Source organism: Pseudomonas sp. WS 5146, assembly GCF_012985495.1.
Classification (GTDB): Bacteria; Pseudomonadota; Gammaproteobacteria; order Pseudomonadales; family Pseudomonadaceae; genus Aquipseudomonas; species Aquipseudomonas edaphica.
Genome location: NZ_JAAQWL010000007.1, coordinates 58,847 through 75,302 on the forward strand (window position 1 = coordinate 58,847; position 16,456 = coordinate 75,302).

At 59.1% G+C, this 16,456-nt stretch carries 14 protein-coding genes; 5 read left to right on the forward strand and 9 right to left on the reverse strand.

Annotation, left to right across the window (positions count from 1 at the left end; genetic code table 11):
* Nucleotides 1-42 precede the first annotated feature (42 nt).
* The 5 genes from carA to grpE all read right to left on the reverse strand — a co-directional run bounded on the left by carA (nucleotide 43) and on the right by grpE (nucleotide 6,277).
* The gene (gene carA / locus HBO41_RS18540) at nucleotides 43-1,179 is read right to left on the reverse strand and encodes a glutamine-hydrolyzing carbamoyl-phosphate synthase small subunit (protein ID WP_017139260.1); all 1,137 of its coding nucleotides are present in this window, start codon (nucleotides 1,177-1,179) and stop codon (nucleotides 43-45) included.
* A 258-nt stretch (nucleotides 1,180-1,437) separates the two neighbouring features.
* Nucleotides 1,438-2,244, reverse strand: a complete 807-nt coding sequence (dapB, locus tag HBO41_RS18545) for a 4-hydroxy-tetrahydrodipicolinate reductase (RefSeq protein WP_169987307.1) — start codon at nucleotides 2,242-2,244, stop codon at nucleotides 1,438-1,440.
* Nucleotides 2,245-2,254: 10 nt separating this feature from the next.
* Complete coding sequence (gene dnaJ, locus HBO41_RS18550) at nucleotides 2,255-3,379, reverse strand: molecular chaperone DnaJ (RefSeq protein WP_099547636.1); 1,125 nt, start codon at nucleotides 3,377-3,379, stop codon at nucleotides 2,255-2,257.
* 318 nt (nucleotides 3,380-3,697) lie between these two features.
* Complete coding sequence (gene dnaK / locus HBO41_RS18555; protein ID WP_099547635.1) at nucleotides 3,698-5,614, reverse strand: molecular chaperone DnaK; 1,917 nt, start codon at nucleotides 5,612-5,614, stop codon at nucleotides 3,698-3,700.
* A gap of 102 nt (nucleotides 5,615-5,716) precedes the next feature.
* On the reverse strand, nucleotides 5,717-6,277 hold the full coding sequence (grpE, locus tag HBO41_RS18560) for a nucleotide exchange factor GrpE (protein ID WP_017139264.1): 561 nt from the start codon (nucleotides 6,275-6,277) through the stop codon (nucleotides 5,717-5,719).
* 254 nt (nucleotides 6,278-6,531) lie between these two features.
* Here grpE and recN point away from each other — a divergent pair, with 254 nt between their 5' ends.
* On the forward strand, nucleotides 6,532-8,205 hold the full coding sequence (gene recN / locus HBO41_RS18565; protein ID WP_169987309.1) for a DNA repair protein RecN: 1,674 nt from the start codon (nucleotides 6,532-6,534) through the stop codon (nucleotides 8,203-8,205).
* A gap of 98 nt (nucleotides 8,206-8,303) precedes the next feature.
* Here the strand turns inward: recN and fur are convergent, their stop codons facing one another.
* Entirely contained in the window at nucleotides 8,304-8,708 is a 405-nt protein-coding gene (gene fur / locus HBO41_RS18570; protein ID WP_017139266.1) for a ferric iron uptake transcriptional regulator, read from the reverse strand.
* Between the two features lie 98 nt (nucleotides 8,709-8,806).
* On the opposite strand from fur, the gene HBO41_RS18575 reads away from it, so the two are divergent.
* Nucleotides 8,807-9,334, forward strand: a complete 528-nt coding sequence (locus HBO41_RS18575; protein ID WP_017139267.1) for an outer membrane protein assembly factor BamE — start codon at nucleotides 8,807-8,809, stop codon at nucleotides 9,332-9,334.
* 63 nt (nucleotides 9,335-9,397) lie between these two features.
* Here HBO41_RS18575 and HBO41_RS18580 read toward each other — a convergent pair whose 3' ends face one another.
* Complete coding sequence (locus tag HBO41_RS18580) at nucleotides 9,398-9,700, reverse strand: RnfH family protein (protein ID WP_017139268.1); 303 nt, start codon at nucleotides 9,698-9,700, stop codon at nucleotides 9,398-9,400.
* Entirely contained in the window at nucleotides 9,693-10,127 is a 435-nt protein-coding gene (locus tag HBO41_RS18585; RefSeq protein WP_005791512.1) for a type II toxin-antitoxin system RatA family toxin, read from the reverse strand. Before HBO41_RS18585 ends, HBO41_RS18580 begins: the two co-directional genes overlap by 8 nt.
* Before the next feature lie 167 nt (nucleotides 10,128-10,294).
* On the opposite strand from HBO41_RS18585, the gene smpB reads away from it, so the two are divergent.
* Nucleotides 10,295-10,777: an SsrA-binding protein SmpB gene (smpB, locus tag HBO41_RS18590; RefSeq protein WP_003176160.1), complete on the forward strand. Its 483-nt coding sequence runs from the start codon at nucleotides 10,295-10,297 to the stop codon at nucleotides 10,775-10,777.
* Between the two features lie 27 nt (nucleotides 10,778-10,804).
* On the opposite strand, the gene HBO41_RS18595 is transcribed toward smpB, so the two are convergent.
* Entirely contained in the window at nucleotides 10,805-11,572 is a 768-nt protein-coding gene (locus HBO41_RS18595) for a GntR family transcriptional regulator (protein WP_017139269.1), read from the reverse strand.
* 252 nt (nucleotides 11,573-11,824) lie between these two features.
* Between HBO41_RS18595 and HBO41_RS18600 the strand changes: the two genes are divergently transcribed.
* Nucleotides 11,825-13,519, forward strand: a complete 1,695-nt coding sequence (locus HBO41_RS18600) for a lactate permease LctP family transporter (RefSeq protein ID WP_138452902.1) — start codon at nucleotides 11,825-11,827, stop codon at nucleotides 13,517-13,519.
* Nucleotides 13,520-13,589: 70 nt separating this feature from the next.
* Complete coding sequence (locus tag HBO41_RS18605; RefSeq protein WP_099547632.1) at nucleotides 13,590-16,412, forward strand: FAD-binding and (Fe-S)-binding domain-containing protein; 2,823 nt, start codon at nucleotides 13,590-13,592, stop codon at nucleotides 16,410-16,412.
* The last annotated feature ends 44 nt before the right edge of the window (nucleotides 16,413-16,456 follow it).

The window sequence follows — 16,456 nt, forward strand, 5'->3', positions numbered from 1 at the left end:
GCGGGGGCCACCGAGGTTCGGGGCCGCCCGCAGGCCTCTCAGTCAGCGTCGCTTGGCCATCTCATTGATGAAACGGTCGAACAGCGGCGCTACGTCGTTCGGGCCAGGGCTGGCTTCAGGGTGGCCCTGGAAGCTGAACGCGCTCTTGTCGGTGCGCTCGATGCCTTGCAAGGAGCCGTCGAACAGCGACTTGTGAATGGCGCGAACGTTGCTCGGCAAGGTTGCTTCATCCACCGCAAAACCGTGGTTCTGGCTGGTGATCATCACAACGCCGGTGTCCAGGTCTTGTACCGGGTGGTTGGCACCGTGGTGGCCGTGGCCCATTTTCAGGGTCTTGGCGCCGGACGCCAGGGCCAGCAGTTGGTGACCGAGGCAGATGCCGAATACCGGAATCTCGGTTTCCAGCACGTCCTTGATTGCCTGGATGGCGTAGTCGCATGGCTCAGGGTCACCCGGGCCGTTGGACAGGAACACGCCGTCCGGTTGCAGGGCCAGCACATCGCTCGCAGGCGTTTGCGCCGGCACCACGGTCACGCGGCAGCCGCGCTCAACCAGCATGCGCAGGATGTTGTACTTCACGCCGTAGTCGTAGGCCACAACATGGTATGGCAGCTCGCTGGCGTCGATGGTCGCGTGACTGTCGGTCTTCAAGTCCCAGACAGTGGAGCGCCACTCGTACTTCTCTTTGACGCTGACAACTTTCGCCAGGTCCATGCCCTTCAGGCCAGGGAAGCCTTGGGCAGCGGCAATCGCCGCCTCTTCGGAGATATTGTCACCGACCATGATGCAGCCGTTCTGCGAGCCTTTTTCACGCAGGATGCGTGTAAGGCGGCGCGTATCGATACCGGCGATCGCCACAACATTGTTGGCTTTCAGGTAATCGGACAGCGACATCGTGTTACGCCAGTTGCTCGCAACCAGTGGCAGATCACGAATGACCAGACCGGCCGACCAGACACGATCAGACTCAACGTCTTCCGGCGTTGTACCGGTGTTGCCGATGTGCGGATAGGTCAGGGTAACGATTTGCTGGGCGTAGGAAGGATCGGTAAGGATTTCCTGATAGCCGGTCATGGCAGTGTTAAACACTACCTCTCCAACGGTTTGACCGTCGGCTCCAATGGCTTCGCCGCGAAAAATGCTGCCATCAGCAAGGGCGAGTATGGCTGGCTTAGTCAAGAAGACCTCCCGTAAATAAAGCCTGAAAGGGCGATCGCAGGTTGTAAAAAAGCGGAGTGACGTATGGACACGTCACCCCGCTTCTTCACTGAATTATTCTGCGCGCTTTTAGTGGACACACTAAAGCTGTAGCTTACAGAAAAAGGCTTTTTTGGTCCACCGCTAATGAGCCTTAAAGGCAGGGGAATGCGACAGGACGTCGCCTAGCGGGTAAAAACGGGGCCTAAGCATAAGCTTGAGGCCCGGTTTTGGCTACTCTTAGTGCAGATACAGCACGTCGCGCATGTCATACAGACCAGGCTCACGACCTTCCAGCCAGAGCGCCGCACGCACCGCGCCCTTGGCAAATGTCATGCGGCTGGAGGCTTTGTGTGTGATCTCCAGGCGCTCGCCTTCACTGGCAAACAGAACGGTGTGATCACCCACCACATCACCACCGCGCACAGTGGCAAAGCCGATGGTGTCATGGGCACGCGCACCGGTATGGCCTTCACGCCCGTAAACAGCGACTTTAGACAGGTCGCGCCCCAGGGCATCGGCAATCGCCTCACCCATGCGCAGCGCAGTACCCGACGGCGCATCGATCTTGTGGCGATGGTGGGTCTCGATGATCTCGATATCCGCCTCATCACCCAACACGCGCGCGGCCAGGTCCAGCAACTTGAGCGACAAGTTCACGCCGACGCTGAAATTGGCGGCGAAGACGATCGGAATATCCTTGCCCGCCTCCACCAGCAACTGCTTCTGCTCGGCATTCAAGCCTGTGGTGCCGATGACCATGGCCTTGCCAGCCTTGCGGCAGAACGCCAGGTTTTTCAGCATCACTTCCGGCAAGGTGAAGTCGATCAGCACATCAAACTCGTCAGCCACCTGCTCCAGGTTGCCCGACAACGAAACGCCGATGCGACCCAGCGAAGCCAGCTCACCGGCGTCCGCACCGATCAGCGTGCTGCCAGGGCGAACAATCGCCGCCGTCAGCCCGGAGGCCGGCGAGCGCTGCTGCACCGCCTCGACCAAGGTCTTGCCCATGCGCCCAGCAGCGCCCATTACGGCTATACGTCGCATATTCACGTCCTTACAAGTCGCCGAAGAAGCGCTTAACGCCATCGAAGAAGCCGGTGGTTTTCGGCGAATGGGAGTCATCGCCTTCCAACGAGCTGCGGAACTCTTCAAGCAGTTCGCGCTGACGACGGCCGAGGTTGACGGGCGTTTCCACCGCCACACGGCACATCAAGTCGCCAGCACCGCCACCGCGCACCGGCGCAACGCCTTTGCCACGGATACGGAACTGCTTGCCGGTCTGGGTGCCTTCCGGGATCTTGAGCTTGACCCGACCATCAAGGGTCGGAATTTCCAGCTCGCCGCCCAATGCCGCGTCGACAAAGCTGATCGGCACCTCGCAGAACAGGTGTTTGCCATCACGCTGGAAGATCGAGTGCTCACGCACATTGATCACCACGTACAGGTCGCCCGTCGGGCCACCTTGAGTGCCCGCCTCGCCTTCGCCAGACAGGCGAATACGGTCACCGGTATCAACACCCGCCGGCACTTTCACCGAAAGGGTCTTGTACTCTTCGACACGACCTTCGCCGTGGCAGGAGTCGCACGGATCGGAAATGATCTTGCCCTGGCCATGGCAGCGCGGGCAGGTCTGCTGCACCGAGAAGAAGCCCTGCTGCATGCGCACCTGGCCAATACCGCCACAGGTCGGACAGGTAATCGGCGAGGACCCCTTCTTGGCCCCCGAACCGTCGCACGGCTTGCAATTGACCAGTGTCGGTACACGGATATTGACCGTGGTACCGCGCACAGCCTCTTCCAGGTTCAGCTCCAGCGTGTAACGCAAGTCACTGCCACGCTGGGCACCGCCGCGCTGACCGCCACGGCCGCCACCAAAGAAGTCGCTGAACACGTCGCCGAAAATATCGGAGAAGTTCTGACCACCAAAACCGGCACCGCCGCCACCCATGCTCGGGTCGACACCGGCATGACCATACTGGTCGTAGGCCGCGCGTTTACTGGAATCAGACAAGCATTCGTAGGCCTCATTGGCCTCTTTGAACATCTCTTCGGATTCTTTGCTATCCGGATTACGGTCCGGGTGGTGCTTCATCGCCAGGCGACGGTAAGCCTTTTTCAGGTCCGCCTCGCTGGAGCTGCGCTCCACACCCAACACTTCGTAATAGTCACGCTTTGCCATAAGTCTTTGCACTCTTAAGGACGTTCAGCCCGGCCCTCCTGAGCCTTGCCGAACTCGTTGAGCCCCAATACAGGCCCGGACCCAACTCACGTCAATTCAACGATCCTGGTCATAACTACTTTTTAGCCAGGGACCCGGCCAAAAATGCGGTATTTACTGCTCGGAAAGCAGGAGCATTCCCGATCACACCGCCAGCACCCGAACCTTGTCGCATGCTGTAAAAATTCACATACCCCAGACACGCCAACGCGGGAGCAAGCTCCCGCGCGGCGACATCCTACCAGTCACCGCTTGATAGCGGTCAACCGGGCAACCAACTTACTTCTGCTCTTTGACTTCTTCGAACTCGGCATCGACAACATCATCGTGCTTGGCTTCAGGCTCTGCGTGCTGTGCAGCGCCTTCTGCCGGCTGGCCTTGCTCGGCGTACATTTTCTGGGCAACCGGCGCGGAGACTTTCGACAGCTCCTCAACCTTGGCTTCGATGGCAGCCTTGTCGTCACCTTTAACGGCGGCTTCCAGGGCAACCAGAGCAGCCTCGATCGCGGTTTTCTCTTCGGCGGTTACTTTGTCGCCCGCTTCGGAGATCATTTTGCGTGTCGAGTGAACCAGTGCATCACCCTGGTTACGGGCAGCGGCCAGCTCTTCAAACTTCTTGTCAGCCTCGGCGTTGGTTTCAGCATCACGAATCATCTGTTGAATTTCTTCATCAGACAGACCGGAGTTGGCCTTGATGGTGATCTTCTGCTCTTTGCCGGTCGCCTTGTCTTTGGCACCTACGTGCAGGATACCGTTGGCATCGATGTCAAAGGTCACTTCAATTTGCGGCACGCCACGTGGCGCTGGTGGAATCTCAGCCAGGTCGAACTTGCCCAGGGACTTGTTCTGAGCGGCTTGCTTACGCTCACCTTGCAGCACGTGAATGGTCACAGCGCCCTGGTTGTCGTCGGCAGTCGAGAACACTTGCGATTTCTTGGTAGGAATCGTGGTGTTTTTCTCGATCAGCGCGGTCATCACGCCACCCATGGTTTCGATACCCAGGGTCAGCGGGCTGACGTCCAACAGCAGAACGTCTTTCACGTCGCCGGCCAATACCGCACCCTGGATCGCAGCCCCCATGGCAACCGCTTCGTCCGGGTTCACGTCTTTACGTGCTTCTTTACCGAAGAACTCGGTGACCAGCTTCTGAACCAGTGGCATACGGGTCTGACCGCCAACCAGGATCACGTCGTTGATCGAGCCAACATCGATACCGGAGTCTTTCAGCGCAATGCGGCAAGGCTCGATGGTGCGTTGTACCAGGTCTTCAACCAGCGCTTCGAGCTTGGAACGGGAGATTTTCACGTTCAAGTGCTTAGGACCAGTGGCGTCTGCAGTGATGTACGGCAGGTTCACGTCGGTCGACTGAGCCGAAGACAGCTCGATCTTGGCTTTTTCAGCGGCTTCTTTCAGGCGCTGCATCGCCAGCGGGTCACCTTTAAGGTTCATGCCGCTTTCTTTCTTGAATTCGTCAACGAGGTAGTCGATCAGACGAATGTCAAAGTCTTCACCACCCAGGAAGGTGTCGCCGTTGGTGGCCAACACTTCGAACTGGTGCTCGCCGTCAACTTCAGCGATCTCGATGACGGAGACGTCGAAAGTACCACCACCCAGGTCATAAACGATCACGGTGTGGTCGCCCTTGGCCTTGTCCATACCGTAGGCCAGAGCGGCTGCGGTGGGTTCGTTGATGATACGTTTTACGTCCAGGCCAGCGATGCGGCCGGCGTCTTTGGTCGCCTGACGCTGGCTGTCGTTGAAGTAGGCCGGAACGGTGATCACCGCTTCAGTCACGGCTTCACCGAGGTAGTCTTCGGCGGTTTTCTTCATCTTTTTCAAGATTTCAGCCGAGATTTGCGGCGGCGACATTTTCTGGCCGTTTACTTCAACCCAGGCGTCACCGTTGTCAGCCTTGGCGATTTTGTAAGGGACCATCTTGATGTCTTTCTGTACGACTTCTTCGTCGAACTTACGACCGATCAGACGCTTAACCGCGTACAGGGTGTTGTGCGGGTTGGTGACAGCCTGACGCTTGGCCGACTGACCGACGAGGATTTCACCGTCGTTGGCGTAAGCAATGATCGACGGCGTGGTACGCGCGCCTTCGGCGTTTTCGATAACTTTAGCAACGCCGTTTTCCAGCACGGAGACGCAGGAGTTGGTAGTCCCCAGGTCGATACCGATAATTTTGCCCATGATTTACTCTCCCGAAACTTTAATTAGGTTGCCGCAGCAGTGGTGGCTAACTGCGGTAGCACTTAAACGCTTGACTTATAGATGGGGCCGTTACGACTGATTTCAAGCCTGCTCATCAATAGAAGGTGCAACGGGTGCAGGAGCCTTGCTCACCACTACCATCGCCGGGCGCAGCAAGCGACCGTTGAGCTGATAACCCTTCTGGAACACTTTCAGTACACTGTTGGGCTCCAGGTCATGGCTTTCCTGCATGGCCATGGCTTGGTGATGCTCAGCATTGAACGGCTCACCGCCTTGCGGATCGATGGCTTCCAACTGATAACGCTTCAGGGTGTCCTGGAACATTTTCAGGGTCAGCTCGATCCCTTCGCGCATCGGACGGATGTTTTCGTCATCCGGGTTGGACAACTCAAGGCCACGCTCCAGGCTGTCGATAATCGGCAGCAGGTCGTTGGCGAATTTTTCCAGCGCGAATTTGTGAGCTTTCTCGACATCCTGCTCGGCACGGCGGCGGACGTTCTGCAGATCGGCGGCAACACGCAAAGATTGATCCTGCGCAGCGGCCAATTGCTCTTCGAGCACTTGCACACGAGTTGCCAGTTCATCACCGGCAGCCGAATTGGCGTCTGGAGTTTGCGTATCCTGCGTCTGTTCGTCAGCCATAGATTTCTCCTTTCAAAATCATGCGCGAACTCAACTCGCGCTTCTGTTCCGGTATATGGGGCCACAATTTTCAGGTTCAAGGGCGCAGGCGTTACCAAAAGTCTTTCGCTTGCTCTGGATCAATTCCGGCAGCGTCATTGCGCTTTGCGCTAAAAAATCCGCGCACTCAAGCAAATTGAGCTAAGCACCAGGATTGCCAGCCCTGAATAAAACACTGTATAAATAACCAGACCTAAAGCCTGGGAGCGGCCGTCATGCTGGTGCACCTGTCCGTACATAACTACGCCATCGTTGAACACCTGGATCTCGAACTGGATCGCGGGATGAGCGTAATCACAGGCGAAACCGGCGCCGGCAAATCGATCATGCTCGACGCCCTGGGCCTGACCCTGGGCGACCGCGCCGACAGTGGCGTGGTACGCCCCGGCGCAGACAAGGCCGACATTCTGGCCACGTTCGACCTGGCCGATATTCCCGAAGCCGAGGCCTGGCTGGCCGAGCGCGACCTTAATAATGAAGGCCCGTGCATCCTGCGCCGCGTCATTACGGCGGAAGGTCGTTCACGCGGCTACATCAATGGCACGCCCTGCCCGCTTGGCGATTTAAAGGCACTGGGCGATTTGCTGATCGATATCCACAGCCAGCACGAACACCAATCCTTGCTGAAAACCGACACTCATCGCCGCCTGCTCGACGAATACGCCGGCGCCACCGACCTGGCGCGCCAGGTGCAGCTTGCCGCCCAGCGCTGGAGGCAAACCCGCCAGGAGCTGGAGCGACTTTCCAATTCCGGCGACGAACAACGCGCTCGCCATCAACTGCTCAGCTATCAGCTTGAAGAGCTGGAGAGCCTGGGCCTTGGCGAAACCGAGCTGGAGCAACTTGAGCAGGAACACAAAAACCTGACCAACGCCGAAACCCTGCTGGGTATCTGCCGCCAAGTGGTGGAGCAATGCAGCGAAAGTGATTCGGGCAATGTACTGAACGCACTGACCGCCAGCCTCAATCGCCTATCGAGCGTGAACAGCGGGTCGGGCTCCTTGAGCGAGGCCACCACCCTGCTGACCAGTGCGCAGATCCAGGTAGAAGAAGCCGTTGGGGAACTGAATCGCTTCCTGGACCACTTCGACGCCGACCCCGCGCGCCTGCAAGAAATCGAAGAGCGCCTGGACACTATCTATACCCTGGCGCGCAAACACCGCATCCAGCCGACCGAAGTGGCGACGATGCAGCAAAAGCTGCTGGATGAGATCGAAACCCTCAACGCCAATGATGAATCCATTGAAAGGCTGGGCGATGAACTCGCCTCCTTCGCCCGCCATTACCAGGAAAAGGCCCGCGAGCTCAGCCACCTGCGCCAGCAAGCCGCTACCAGCCTGGCCAGTGCCGTGGAGCAGGAAATTCAACGCCTGGGCATGCCTGGCGGGCGCTTCACCATTGAGCTGCACGCCAACACCAGCAACGAGCTGCAACCCCATGGCCTGGAACAGGTGGAGCTGCTGGTGAGCGCCAACCCTGGCCAGCCGCTCAAGGCACTGGCGAAAGTGGCGTCCGGCGGTGAGCTGTCGCGGATCAGCCTGGCGATTCAGGTCATTACCGCCCAGACCTCGCGGGTACCCACCCTGGTATTCGACGAAGTGGACGTGGGGATTGGCGGGCCAACGGCGGAGATTGTCGGCCAACTGCTGCGCCGCCTTGGGGAGCGTGGCCAGGTGCTCACCGTGACTCACTTGCCGCAAGTGGCCGCCCAAGGGCATCAGCATTTATTTGTACACAAAGTGCGCGGCAGCGATGCGACGCATACGGCCGTGTCCAAGCTGAACAAATCGGAGCGGGTAGAAGAAGTGGCGCGGATGTTGGGCGGCATCGACCTGACGAAAGAGTCCCTGGCCCACGCGAAGAAGATGGTAGTGGCAGCCAAGGCTTGAACCGAGCTTTTTTCGCTCTATTTTCTCTCTTATAGAAAGCACGAAGGCGACCCTAGGGTCGCCTTCTATCGTTTCACAGAGCAAATCTGTGTCGATTTTTACTTTTTCTTACGGATGTACAGGACCAGATTATGGTCCACCAAATCGAATCCATGCTGCTCAGCGATCTGATGCTGGAGCTTCTCGATTTCCGGGCTGGTGAACTCGATAACCTCATTGGTATCCAGGTCAACCATGTGATCGTGATGACCACCGTCAGCCAATTCGAACACTGCATGACCGCCGTCGAAATTATGACGAACCACCAGCCCTGCGGCTTCAAACTGGGTCAGCACACGGTAAACCGTGGCCAGGCCAACGTCCTCGTTAGACTCCATCAGCGCCTTGTAAACATCCTCGGCACTCATGTGGCGCTGCTCAGCAGAATCGAGCATTTGTAGAATCTTGACTCGTGGCAGAGTCACTTTAAGACCGGCTTTGCGTAGTTCGCTATTTTCAACCATGGTTAGCTTTCTCGCGGATGCTGCTTCGCAGCTTCTCTTAATACGGGTATGATCGGCGTTTACGTTGTCCCAGCCAAGATAGTGGAAGTCGCCCACCGATGCAAAACACCAAGCTCTTGCTAACCAGTTTCACCCTTGTGGGACTGCTCGCACTCGCCGGTTGTTCATTCCCCGGGGTTTACAAAATCGACATCCAGCAGGGCAATGTCGTCACGCAGGACATGATAGACCAGTTACGCCCGGGAATGACCCGACGGCAAGTACGGTTTATTATGGGCAACCCCCTGCTGACCGACACTTTTCATGCCGATCGCTGGGATTATCTCTACAGCATCCAGCCAGGTGGCGGTGAGCGCCAGCAGGAGCGCGTCAGTGTCATCTTCAATGGCAATGACCAGCTTGTGAGCCTGTCCGGTGACTTCATGCCCGGCGTAAGCCGTGATGAAGCCTTGCTCGGCAAGGACAACGGCACCAATGTGACTGCGCCAGCGCAGGAAGCAGAGAAGCCTAAGTCCGAAGTACCGGCCAAGCCTGGCTCCTTGCTGGATCAGATCCAGAAGGACGTCGACGGCGTGCAGACCGTTCCTGTCCCGACGCCACAGCCTCTGGACACCAGCCCGCAGTAATTTTGCGGCGCTCGATAAAAAGCCCGGCATGCCGGGCTTTTTGTTGCCTGCCGATTGGCAGCCTTATGGGTTCTGCTGCCGCGCCAAGGCCGCCTTGGCCGCACGCAGCCTGCGCACTTCCTTGGGGTCTGCCAGCAAGGGCCGATAAATCTCAATTCGATCACCTGGCTGCGCAACACGCACGTGCGCATCGGCGACCACTTTGCCGAATATGCCCAGTTGGCAATCCGCCAATACCAAGCCTGGAAATTGCTCAGCAATCCCCGACGCCAGCACCGCGGCCCTCAGGCTGGTGCCCGCAGGCACCGTCACCGCCAGCAATACCTGGCGGTCCTCAGCGGCGTACACCACTTCAATCTCAACCATGCAGTTGTTTGGCCCGCTGACAGAATGCATCCACCAGGGTGTTGGCCGCCTGGTTGAACAAAGGCCCCAAGGTCGCCCGCACAATCGGGCCGGCGTAATCAAAGGACAGGTCCAGGCTGATCTTGCAGGCCTTGTCGGTCAGCGCCTTGAATACCCATACCCCATGCAACTGGGTGAACGGCCCTTCCTGCAGGTTCATCTCAATGGATTTGCCCGGCACCAGCACATTGCGCGTAACAAAATGCTGGCTAAGCCCACCCTTGGCTACCCCGACACTGGCGACCATATGCTCATCACTGCTTTCCAGCACTTCGGCGGTTGAGCACCAAGGCAGGAATTCCGGGTAACGCGCTACGTCATTGACCAGGTCATAGAGCGCCTGAGCCGGATAAGGCAATAAAGCCGAACGTTGAATATGCGTCGTCATGTGAGCGTTACTTCCACTGCTTGAGGCAAACATCGCGAAAGAACAGCCCGATCCGCGAGAGAAAAAAACCAGAGAACTGCCGGTATTGTCCGGGATTCGTCCAACACGCTCAAGCACGCAGGTTGACCGTAGCCGATACGCTCGCAACTCCCTATAATGCCGCCCCTATGGCTAAACAAAAGAAACACCCCACAGGGACCATCGCGCAAAATAAAAAGGCGCGACACGATTACTTCATCGAACATCGGTTCGAGGCTGGTCTGGTCCTGGCCGGCTGGGAAGTAAAAAGTCTGCGCGCCAGCAAGCTGCAACTGGTCGACAGCTACGTATTGCTCAAAGATGGCGAGGCATGGCTGCTGGGCAGTCATATCACCCCGCTGACCACCGCGAGCACCCACGTGATTGCCGACCCGGTGCGCACGCGCAAGCTGTTGCTCAACGCCCGCGAACTGGAAAAGCTCGCTGCCGCCGTACAGCAGAAAGGCTATGCCTGTATCTGCCTGTCCTGGTACTGGAGCAAGCACCTGGTCAAGTGCGAGATCGCGCTGGGCAAGGGCAAGAAGGAATACGACAAGCGCGATACCGAGCGTGAGCGCGACTCCAACCGTGAGTTGCATCGCGCCGTGCGCAACAAGGGCAAGGAAGAGTAATCCTTGTGACGGTGTAGCCCACGCGGGCTACATCCCTTTACGTCGCTCCGCCCGGGCCACACGCTGAACTTCCTGACGCACCTCCTCCAACACTTCCTGCACATAGAGCAGGTGACGTGTTGAGACTTCCCGTGCCTGCTCGGCGCGCCCTTCGATAATCGCCAAATACAAATCCCGATGCTGACTGATGAGCATGTCGCGGGTTTCTGTACGCTGCTGGTACATGCCGCCGATATTGGTCACCACGTTACGCTTGAGCAAATCGAACAGCCCACGAATGGTGTGCAGCAACACGGCGTTATGGCTGGCCTCAGCGATGGCCAGGTGAAAGCGCGCATCCGCTGCGCCCTCTTCCAGCCGGCTAACTTCATCGGCGCGGGTGTAGCAATCCTGCAGCGCCTCAAACGCTGCGGTCAGCCGCTCGCGGTCGACCTCAGTAGCACGCAATGCGGCGTAGTAAGCACAGGACGCTTCCAGAGTCTGACGAAACTCCAGCAAATCCCGCTGAGCCTCCGGGTTATTTTCCAGCAGGTGCAGCAACGGATCACTGAAGGTCGAACCCAGAGAATCCGCCACATAGTTACCGCCGCCCTGGCGGCTGACCAACAACCCCTTGGCCGCGAGTTTCTGAATCGCCTCCCGCAGCGAAGGGCGCGACACGCCAAACTGTTCAGCCAAAGCGCGTTCGGCTGGCAAGCGTTCGCCCGACTTGAGCGTGCCCTCAAGGATCATGCCCTCAAGCTGCTCGACAATATCGTCAGACAAACGGCGCTGACGCACCTGATCAAACCCCATAACTCACTCTCCACAAACCCGACCACTCGCCAGGCCCTCTATTCTCGCCTATCGCCGCGCTTGCGGCACCTATCAGAACGCCTTCGATTGACCCAACCAGAACACCTCACCCACACCGCTACGACCAAAGTTTCGTGGGCGGCAAATTGACACACCCCTGCCAAGGCTTTTACTCTAGCCGACAGCGACTGTAAATTGGTATTACCAATTATCCAAGCTGACCAAACAACAACAATCAGGGGCCACCCCATTATGCAAACCTGGCAACAGCTCTACAGCCCACTCGGCAGCCTTGGCCTGTCCGCACTGGCCGCCGTTATCCCGATCGTGTTTTTCTTCCTGGCACTGGCCGTGTTCCGCCTAAAAGGCCACGTGGCAGGCAGCATCACCCTGGCGCTGTCGATCCTGGTGGCGATTTTCGCGTTCCAGATGCCGGTAGACATGGCGCTGGCCGCCGCCGGTTATGGGTTTGCCTACGGCCTGTGGCCCATCGCCTGGATCATCGTCGCCGCCGTATTCCTCTACAAACTGACGGTCAAGAGTGGGCAGTTTGAAATCATCCGCAGCTCGGTCCTGTCGATTACCGATGACCAGCGCTTGCAGGTGCTGTTGATTGGCTTCTGCTTTGGCGCCTTCCTTGAAGGCGCAGCCGGTTTTGGGGCCCCTGTGGCAATTACTGCCGCACTGCTTGTGGGCCTGGGTTTCAACCCGCTGTACGCCGCCGGCCTGTGCCTGATCGCCAACACCGCGCCTGTAGCGTTCGGCGCGCTGGGCATCCCGATCATCGTCGCCGGGCAAGTGACCGGTATCGATTCGTTCAAGATCGGCGCCATGGCCGGCCGCCAGTTACCGCTGCTGTCGCTGTTCGTGCCGTTCTGGCTGGTGTTCATGATGGACGGCCTGCGCGGCGTTCGCGAAACCTGGCCAGCCGCATTGGTTGCGGGCCTGAGCTTTGCCGTCACCCAATACTTCACCTCCAACTTCATTGGCCCGGAACTGCCTGACATCACCTCGGCCCTGGCCAGCCTGGTAGCGCTGACCCTGTTCCTGAAAGTCTGGCAGCCCAAACGCAGCGCCGGCGCACAAATTGCCGGCGCCACCTCCGGCGCAGCGGTCACCGCCAGCGCAGGTGGCTTCGGTCAACCACGCCAAACCGTCGCCTCGCCTTACAGCCTGGGGCAGATTTTCAAAGCCTGGTCGCCGTTCCTGATCCTCACCGTGCTGGTCACTATCTGGACGCTCAAGCCGTTCAAAGCGATGTTCGCCGCCGGCGGTTCGATGTACAGCTGGGTGTTCAACTTCGCGATCCCGCACCTGGATCAACTGGTGATCAAGGTCGCCCCGATCGTCACCAACCCCACGGCGATTCCGGCCGTGTTCAAGCTGGACCCGATTTCAGCCACCGGCACCGCGATTTTCTTCTCTGCACTGATTTCGATGCTGGTGTTGAAAATCAACCTCAAGACTGGTCTTACCACTTTAAAAGAGACCTTCTACGAACTGCGCTGGCCGATCCTGTCCATTGGCATGGTGCTGGCGTTTGCCTTCGTCACCAACTACTCCGGCATGTCCTCGACCATGGCCCTGGTATTGGCCGGCACCGGCGCTGCGTTCCCGTTCTTCTCGCCGTTCCTCGGCTGGCTGGGGGTTTTCCTGACAGGCTCCGACACTTCGTCCAACGCCCTGTTCAGCTCGCTGCAAGCCACCACGGCGCATCAGATCGGCGTCAACGACACCTTGCTGGTAGCAGCGAACACCAGCGGTGGCGTGACCGGCAAGATGATCTCGCCACAATCAATCGCGGTGGCCTGCGCCGCCACCGGCCTGGTGGGCAAAGAGTCCGACCTGTTCCGCTTTACCCTCAAGCACAGCCTGTTTTTTGCCACCATCGTCGGGCTGATCACGCTGGCGCAGGCCTACTGGTTCACCGGTATGCTGGTGCACTAAAACCTGCGCGTAACAGGGTAAGAATCGACGCCGGACAACGATGCCGGCGTCAGCTATTTCTGGAGGACCGATGAGCCTGCCTGCTGCTTTCCTGAGCGACGTCGCACAACTGATCCCGAAAGATCGTCGCTTCGACGACCCTCTTTCCACCCTCGCCTTCGGCACTGACGCCAGCTTTTACCGGCTGATCCCACAGCTGGTGGTTCGCGTGGAGTCAGAAGACGAAGTCGTGGCGCTGCTGCATCTGGCCCAGCGCGACCGCGTACCCGTGACCTTCCGCGCGGCCGGCACCAGCTTGTCCGGCCAGGCCATCAGCGACTCGGTGCTGATCGTGCTGGGCGACAATTGGAATGGCCGCGAAATTCGCGGCCAAGGCACGCAGATCCGCCTGCAACCCGGCGTGATCGGCGCCCAGGCCAATGCGTGGTTGGCGCCGTTCGGACGCAAGATCGGCCCCGACCCGGCCTCGATCAACGCCTGCAAGATCGGCGGCATCGTCGCCAACAATGCCAGCGGCATGTGCTGCGGCACCGCGCAAAACACGTATCACACCCTGGCCGGCATCCGCCTGGTACTGGCTGATGGCAGCCGCCTGGATACCGAGGACGCGGCCAGTGTCAGCGCCTTTCGCCAACAGCATGGCGAGCTGCTGGAGCGCCTGGCCACGCTGGGCCGGGAGACGCGGGCAAATGCCGAACTGGCTGCAAAAATCCGCCACAAATACCGTCTGAAAAACACCACCGGCCTGTCACTCAACGCCTTGGTGGATTTCGATGAACCTCTGGATATCCTCAGCCATCTGCTGGTGGGCTCCGAAGGCACCCTTGGTTTTATCAGCGCAGTGACCTACGACACGGTGATCGACCACCCGAACAAGGCCTCGGCGCTGATTGTGTTCCCGGACGTGGAAACCTGCTGCAATGCCGTGACGGTGCTCAAAACCCAACCCGTCTCCGCCGTTGAGTTGCTGGACCGGCGCAGCATGCGCTCGGTGCAGGACAAACCCGGCATGCCGGCTTTCGTACAGCAGCTATCGGAAAACGCCTGCGCGCTGCTGATCGAATCCCGTGCCGCATCACCTTCATTACTCCAGGAACAACTGGCGCTGATCATGGCGTCCCTGGCCGCCTTCCCGGTAGAAAAACAGGTCGACTTCACCCAGGACCCGCTGGAAAACGCCCGCCTGTGGGCCATCCGCAAAGACACGTTCCCGGCCGTCGGCGCCGTGCGTAAAACCGGCACCACGGTGATCATCGAAGACGTGACCTTCCCGGTCGAGCAACTGGCCATCGGCGTAAACCGCTTGATCGAGCTGTTCGACAAACATCACTACGACGAAGCAATCCTTTTCGGACACGCCCTGGAAGGCAATCTGCATTTCGTGTTCACCCAAGGCTTCAACAGCAGTGAAGAAGTCGCACGCTACCAGGCGTTCATGGACGATGTGGCGCAGTTGGTAGCCGTGGAGTTCGGAGGTTCGCTGAAAGCCGAACACGGCACCGGCCGTAATATGGCGCCCTTCGTCGAGCTGGAATGGGGCAGCGATGCCTACCAGTTGATGTGGCAGCTTAAACGCCTGCTCGACCCCAACGGCATCCTTAACCCCGACGTGGTGCTGAGCGAAGATCCGCAAATCCACCTTAAGCACCTTAAACCGCTGCCTGCGGCCGACGAGCTTGTGGATAAGTGCATCGAGTGTGGTTTTTGTGAGCCAGTGTGTCCCTCCAAAGGCCTGACGCTCAGCCCGCGCCAGCGCATCGTGATCTGGCGCGATATCCAGGCAAAGAGACGCGCAGGCGTCGACACCACCGAACTGGAAGCGGCCTACCATTACCAAGGCATCGACACCTGCGCCGCCACCGGGTTGTGTGCGCAACGCTGCCCGGTCGGCATCAATACCGGCGACCTGGTGAAAAAGCTGCGTGCTCGCGACGCCGACCGTACGAAAACCGCCGACTGGCTGGCCGGCCATTTCTCCACGGCCATGCAAGGTGCGCGCTTTACCCTGCATGTCGCCAATGGCGCGCGCATGCTGCTGGGCGCGCCTCGCCTGGCGAAGCTCTCGGCAAAAATCACACAGCTGTCCAAGGGGCAGATCCCGCAGTGGAGCAATGCCATGCCACAGCCGGAAAAAGCCATCCGCTTCAGCCCGGCAGTTGAAGACGAGCGCCCGCGCGTGGTTTACCTGGCCGCCTGCGTCTCACGCGCCATGGGCCCATCAGCCGACGATAAAGAGCAGATGTCGCTGTACGACAAAACCCGCGGCCTGCTGGAAAAAGCCGGTTACCAAGTCGTGTTTCCCGACAACCAGGACAGCCTGTGCTGCGGCCAGCCATTTGCCTCCAAAGGCTACGCCGAACAAGCCGAGCACAAGCGCCAGGAGCTGATCGGCGCCCTGCTCCACGCCAGCCGTGGCGGCCTCGACCCGATCTACTGCGACACCAGCCCCTGCACCCTGCGGCTGGTGCAAGACCTCGGCGAAACCCGCCTGGACCTCTACGACCCGGTGCGTTTTATCCGCACCCACCTGATGGACCGCCTCGACTTCACGCCACAGCAAGCCCCCATCGCCGTGCATGTCACCTGTAGCACCCAGCACCTGGGCGAAAGCCAGGCCTTGATCGACCTTGTGCGGCGCTGCGCCACCACCGTGGTGATCCCGGAAGGCATTCACTGCTGTGGCTTCGCTGGCGATAAAGGCTTCACCACCCCGGAACTCAACGCCCACTCACTGCGCTCGCTCAAGGACGCGGTGCAACATTGCAGCGAAGGCATTTCCACCAGCCGCACCTGCGAGATCGGCCTGAGCCAGCATGGCGGTATCGATTACCACGGCCTGGTCTACCTCGTAGACCGCGTCACCCAGGCCCGCGCCCATGAAACCTGCAAATAAAACAGAACCCCTGCGTGCCGGCGCAGTCACTTGAATAGGCCTCG

Bases quoted from the DNA above. Each gene is read 5' to 3' on its own strand.
- HBO41_RS18580 (WP_017139268.1), bottom strand. From the start codon at position 9,700: ATGGTTGAGATTGAAGTGGTGTACGCCGCTGAGGACCGCCAGGTATTG.
- HBO41_RS18595 (WP_017139269.1), bottom strand. From the start codon at position 11,572: ATGGGGTTTGATCAGGTGCGTCAGCGCCGTTTGTCTGACGATATTGTC.
- fur (WP_017139266.1), bottom strand. From the start codon at position 8,708: ATGGTTGAAAATAGCGAACTACGCAAAGCCGGTCTTAAAGTGACTCTG.
- dnaJ (WP_099547636.1), bottom strand. From the start codon at position 3,379: ATGGCAAAGCGTGACTATTACGAAGTGTTGGGTGTGGAGCGCAGCTCC.
- HBO41_RS18600 (WP_138452902.1), top strand. From the start codon at position 11,825: ATGCAAACCTGGCAACAGCTCTACAGCCCACTCGGCAGCCTTGGCCTG.
- grpE (WP_017139264.1), bottom strand. From the start codon at position 6,277: ATGGCTGACGAACAGACGCAGGATACGCAAACTCCAGACGCCAATTCG.
- HBO41_RS18605 (WP_099547632.1), top strand. From the start codon at position 13,590: ATGAGCCTGCCTGCTGCTTTCCTGAGCGACGTCGCACAACTGATCCCG.
- HBO41_RS18585 (WP_005791512.1), bottom strand. From the start codon at position 10,127: ATGACGACGCATATTCAACGTTCGGCTTTATTGCCTTATCCGGCTCAG.
- recN (WP_169987309.1), top strand. From the start codon at position 6,532: ATGCTGGTGCACCTGTCCGTACATAACTACGCCATCGTTGAACACCTG.
- HBO41_RS18575 (WP_017139267.1), top strand. From the start codon at position 8,807: ATGCAAAACACCAAGCTCTTGCTAACCAGTTTCACCCTTGTGGGACTG.
- smpB (WP_003176160.1), top strand. From the start codon at position 10,295: ATGGCTAAACAAAAGAAACACCCCACAGGGACCATCGCGCAAAATAAA.
- dapB (WP_169987307.1), bottom strand. From the start codon at position 2,244: ATGCGACGTATAGCCGTAATGGGCGCTGCTGGGCGCATGGGCAAGACC.
- dnaK (WP_099547635.1), bottom strand. From the start codon at position 5,614: ATGGGCAAAATTATCGGTATCGACCTGGGGACTACCAACTCCTGCGTC.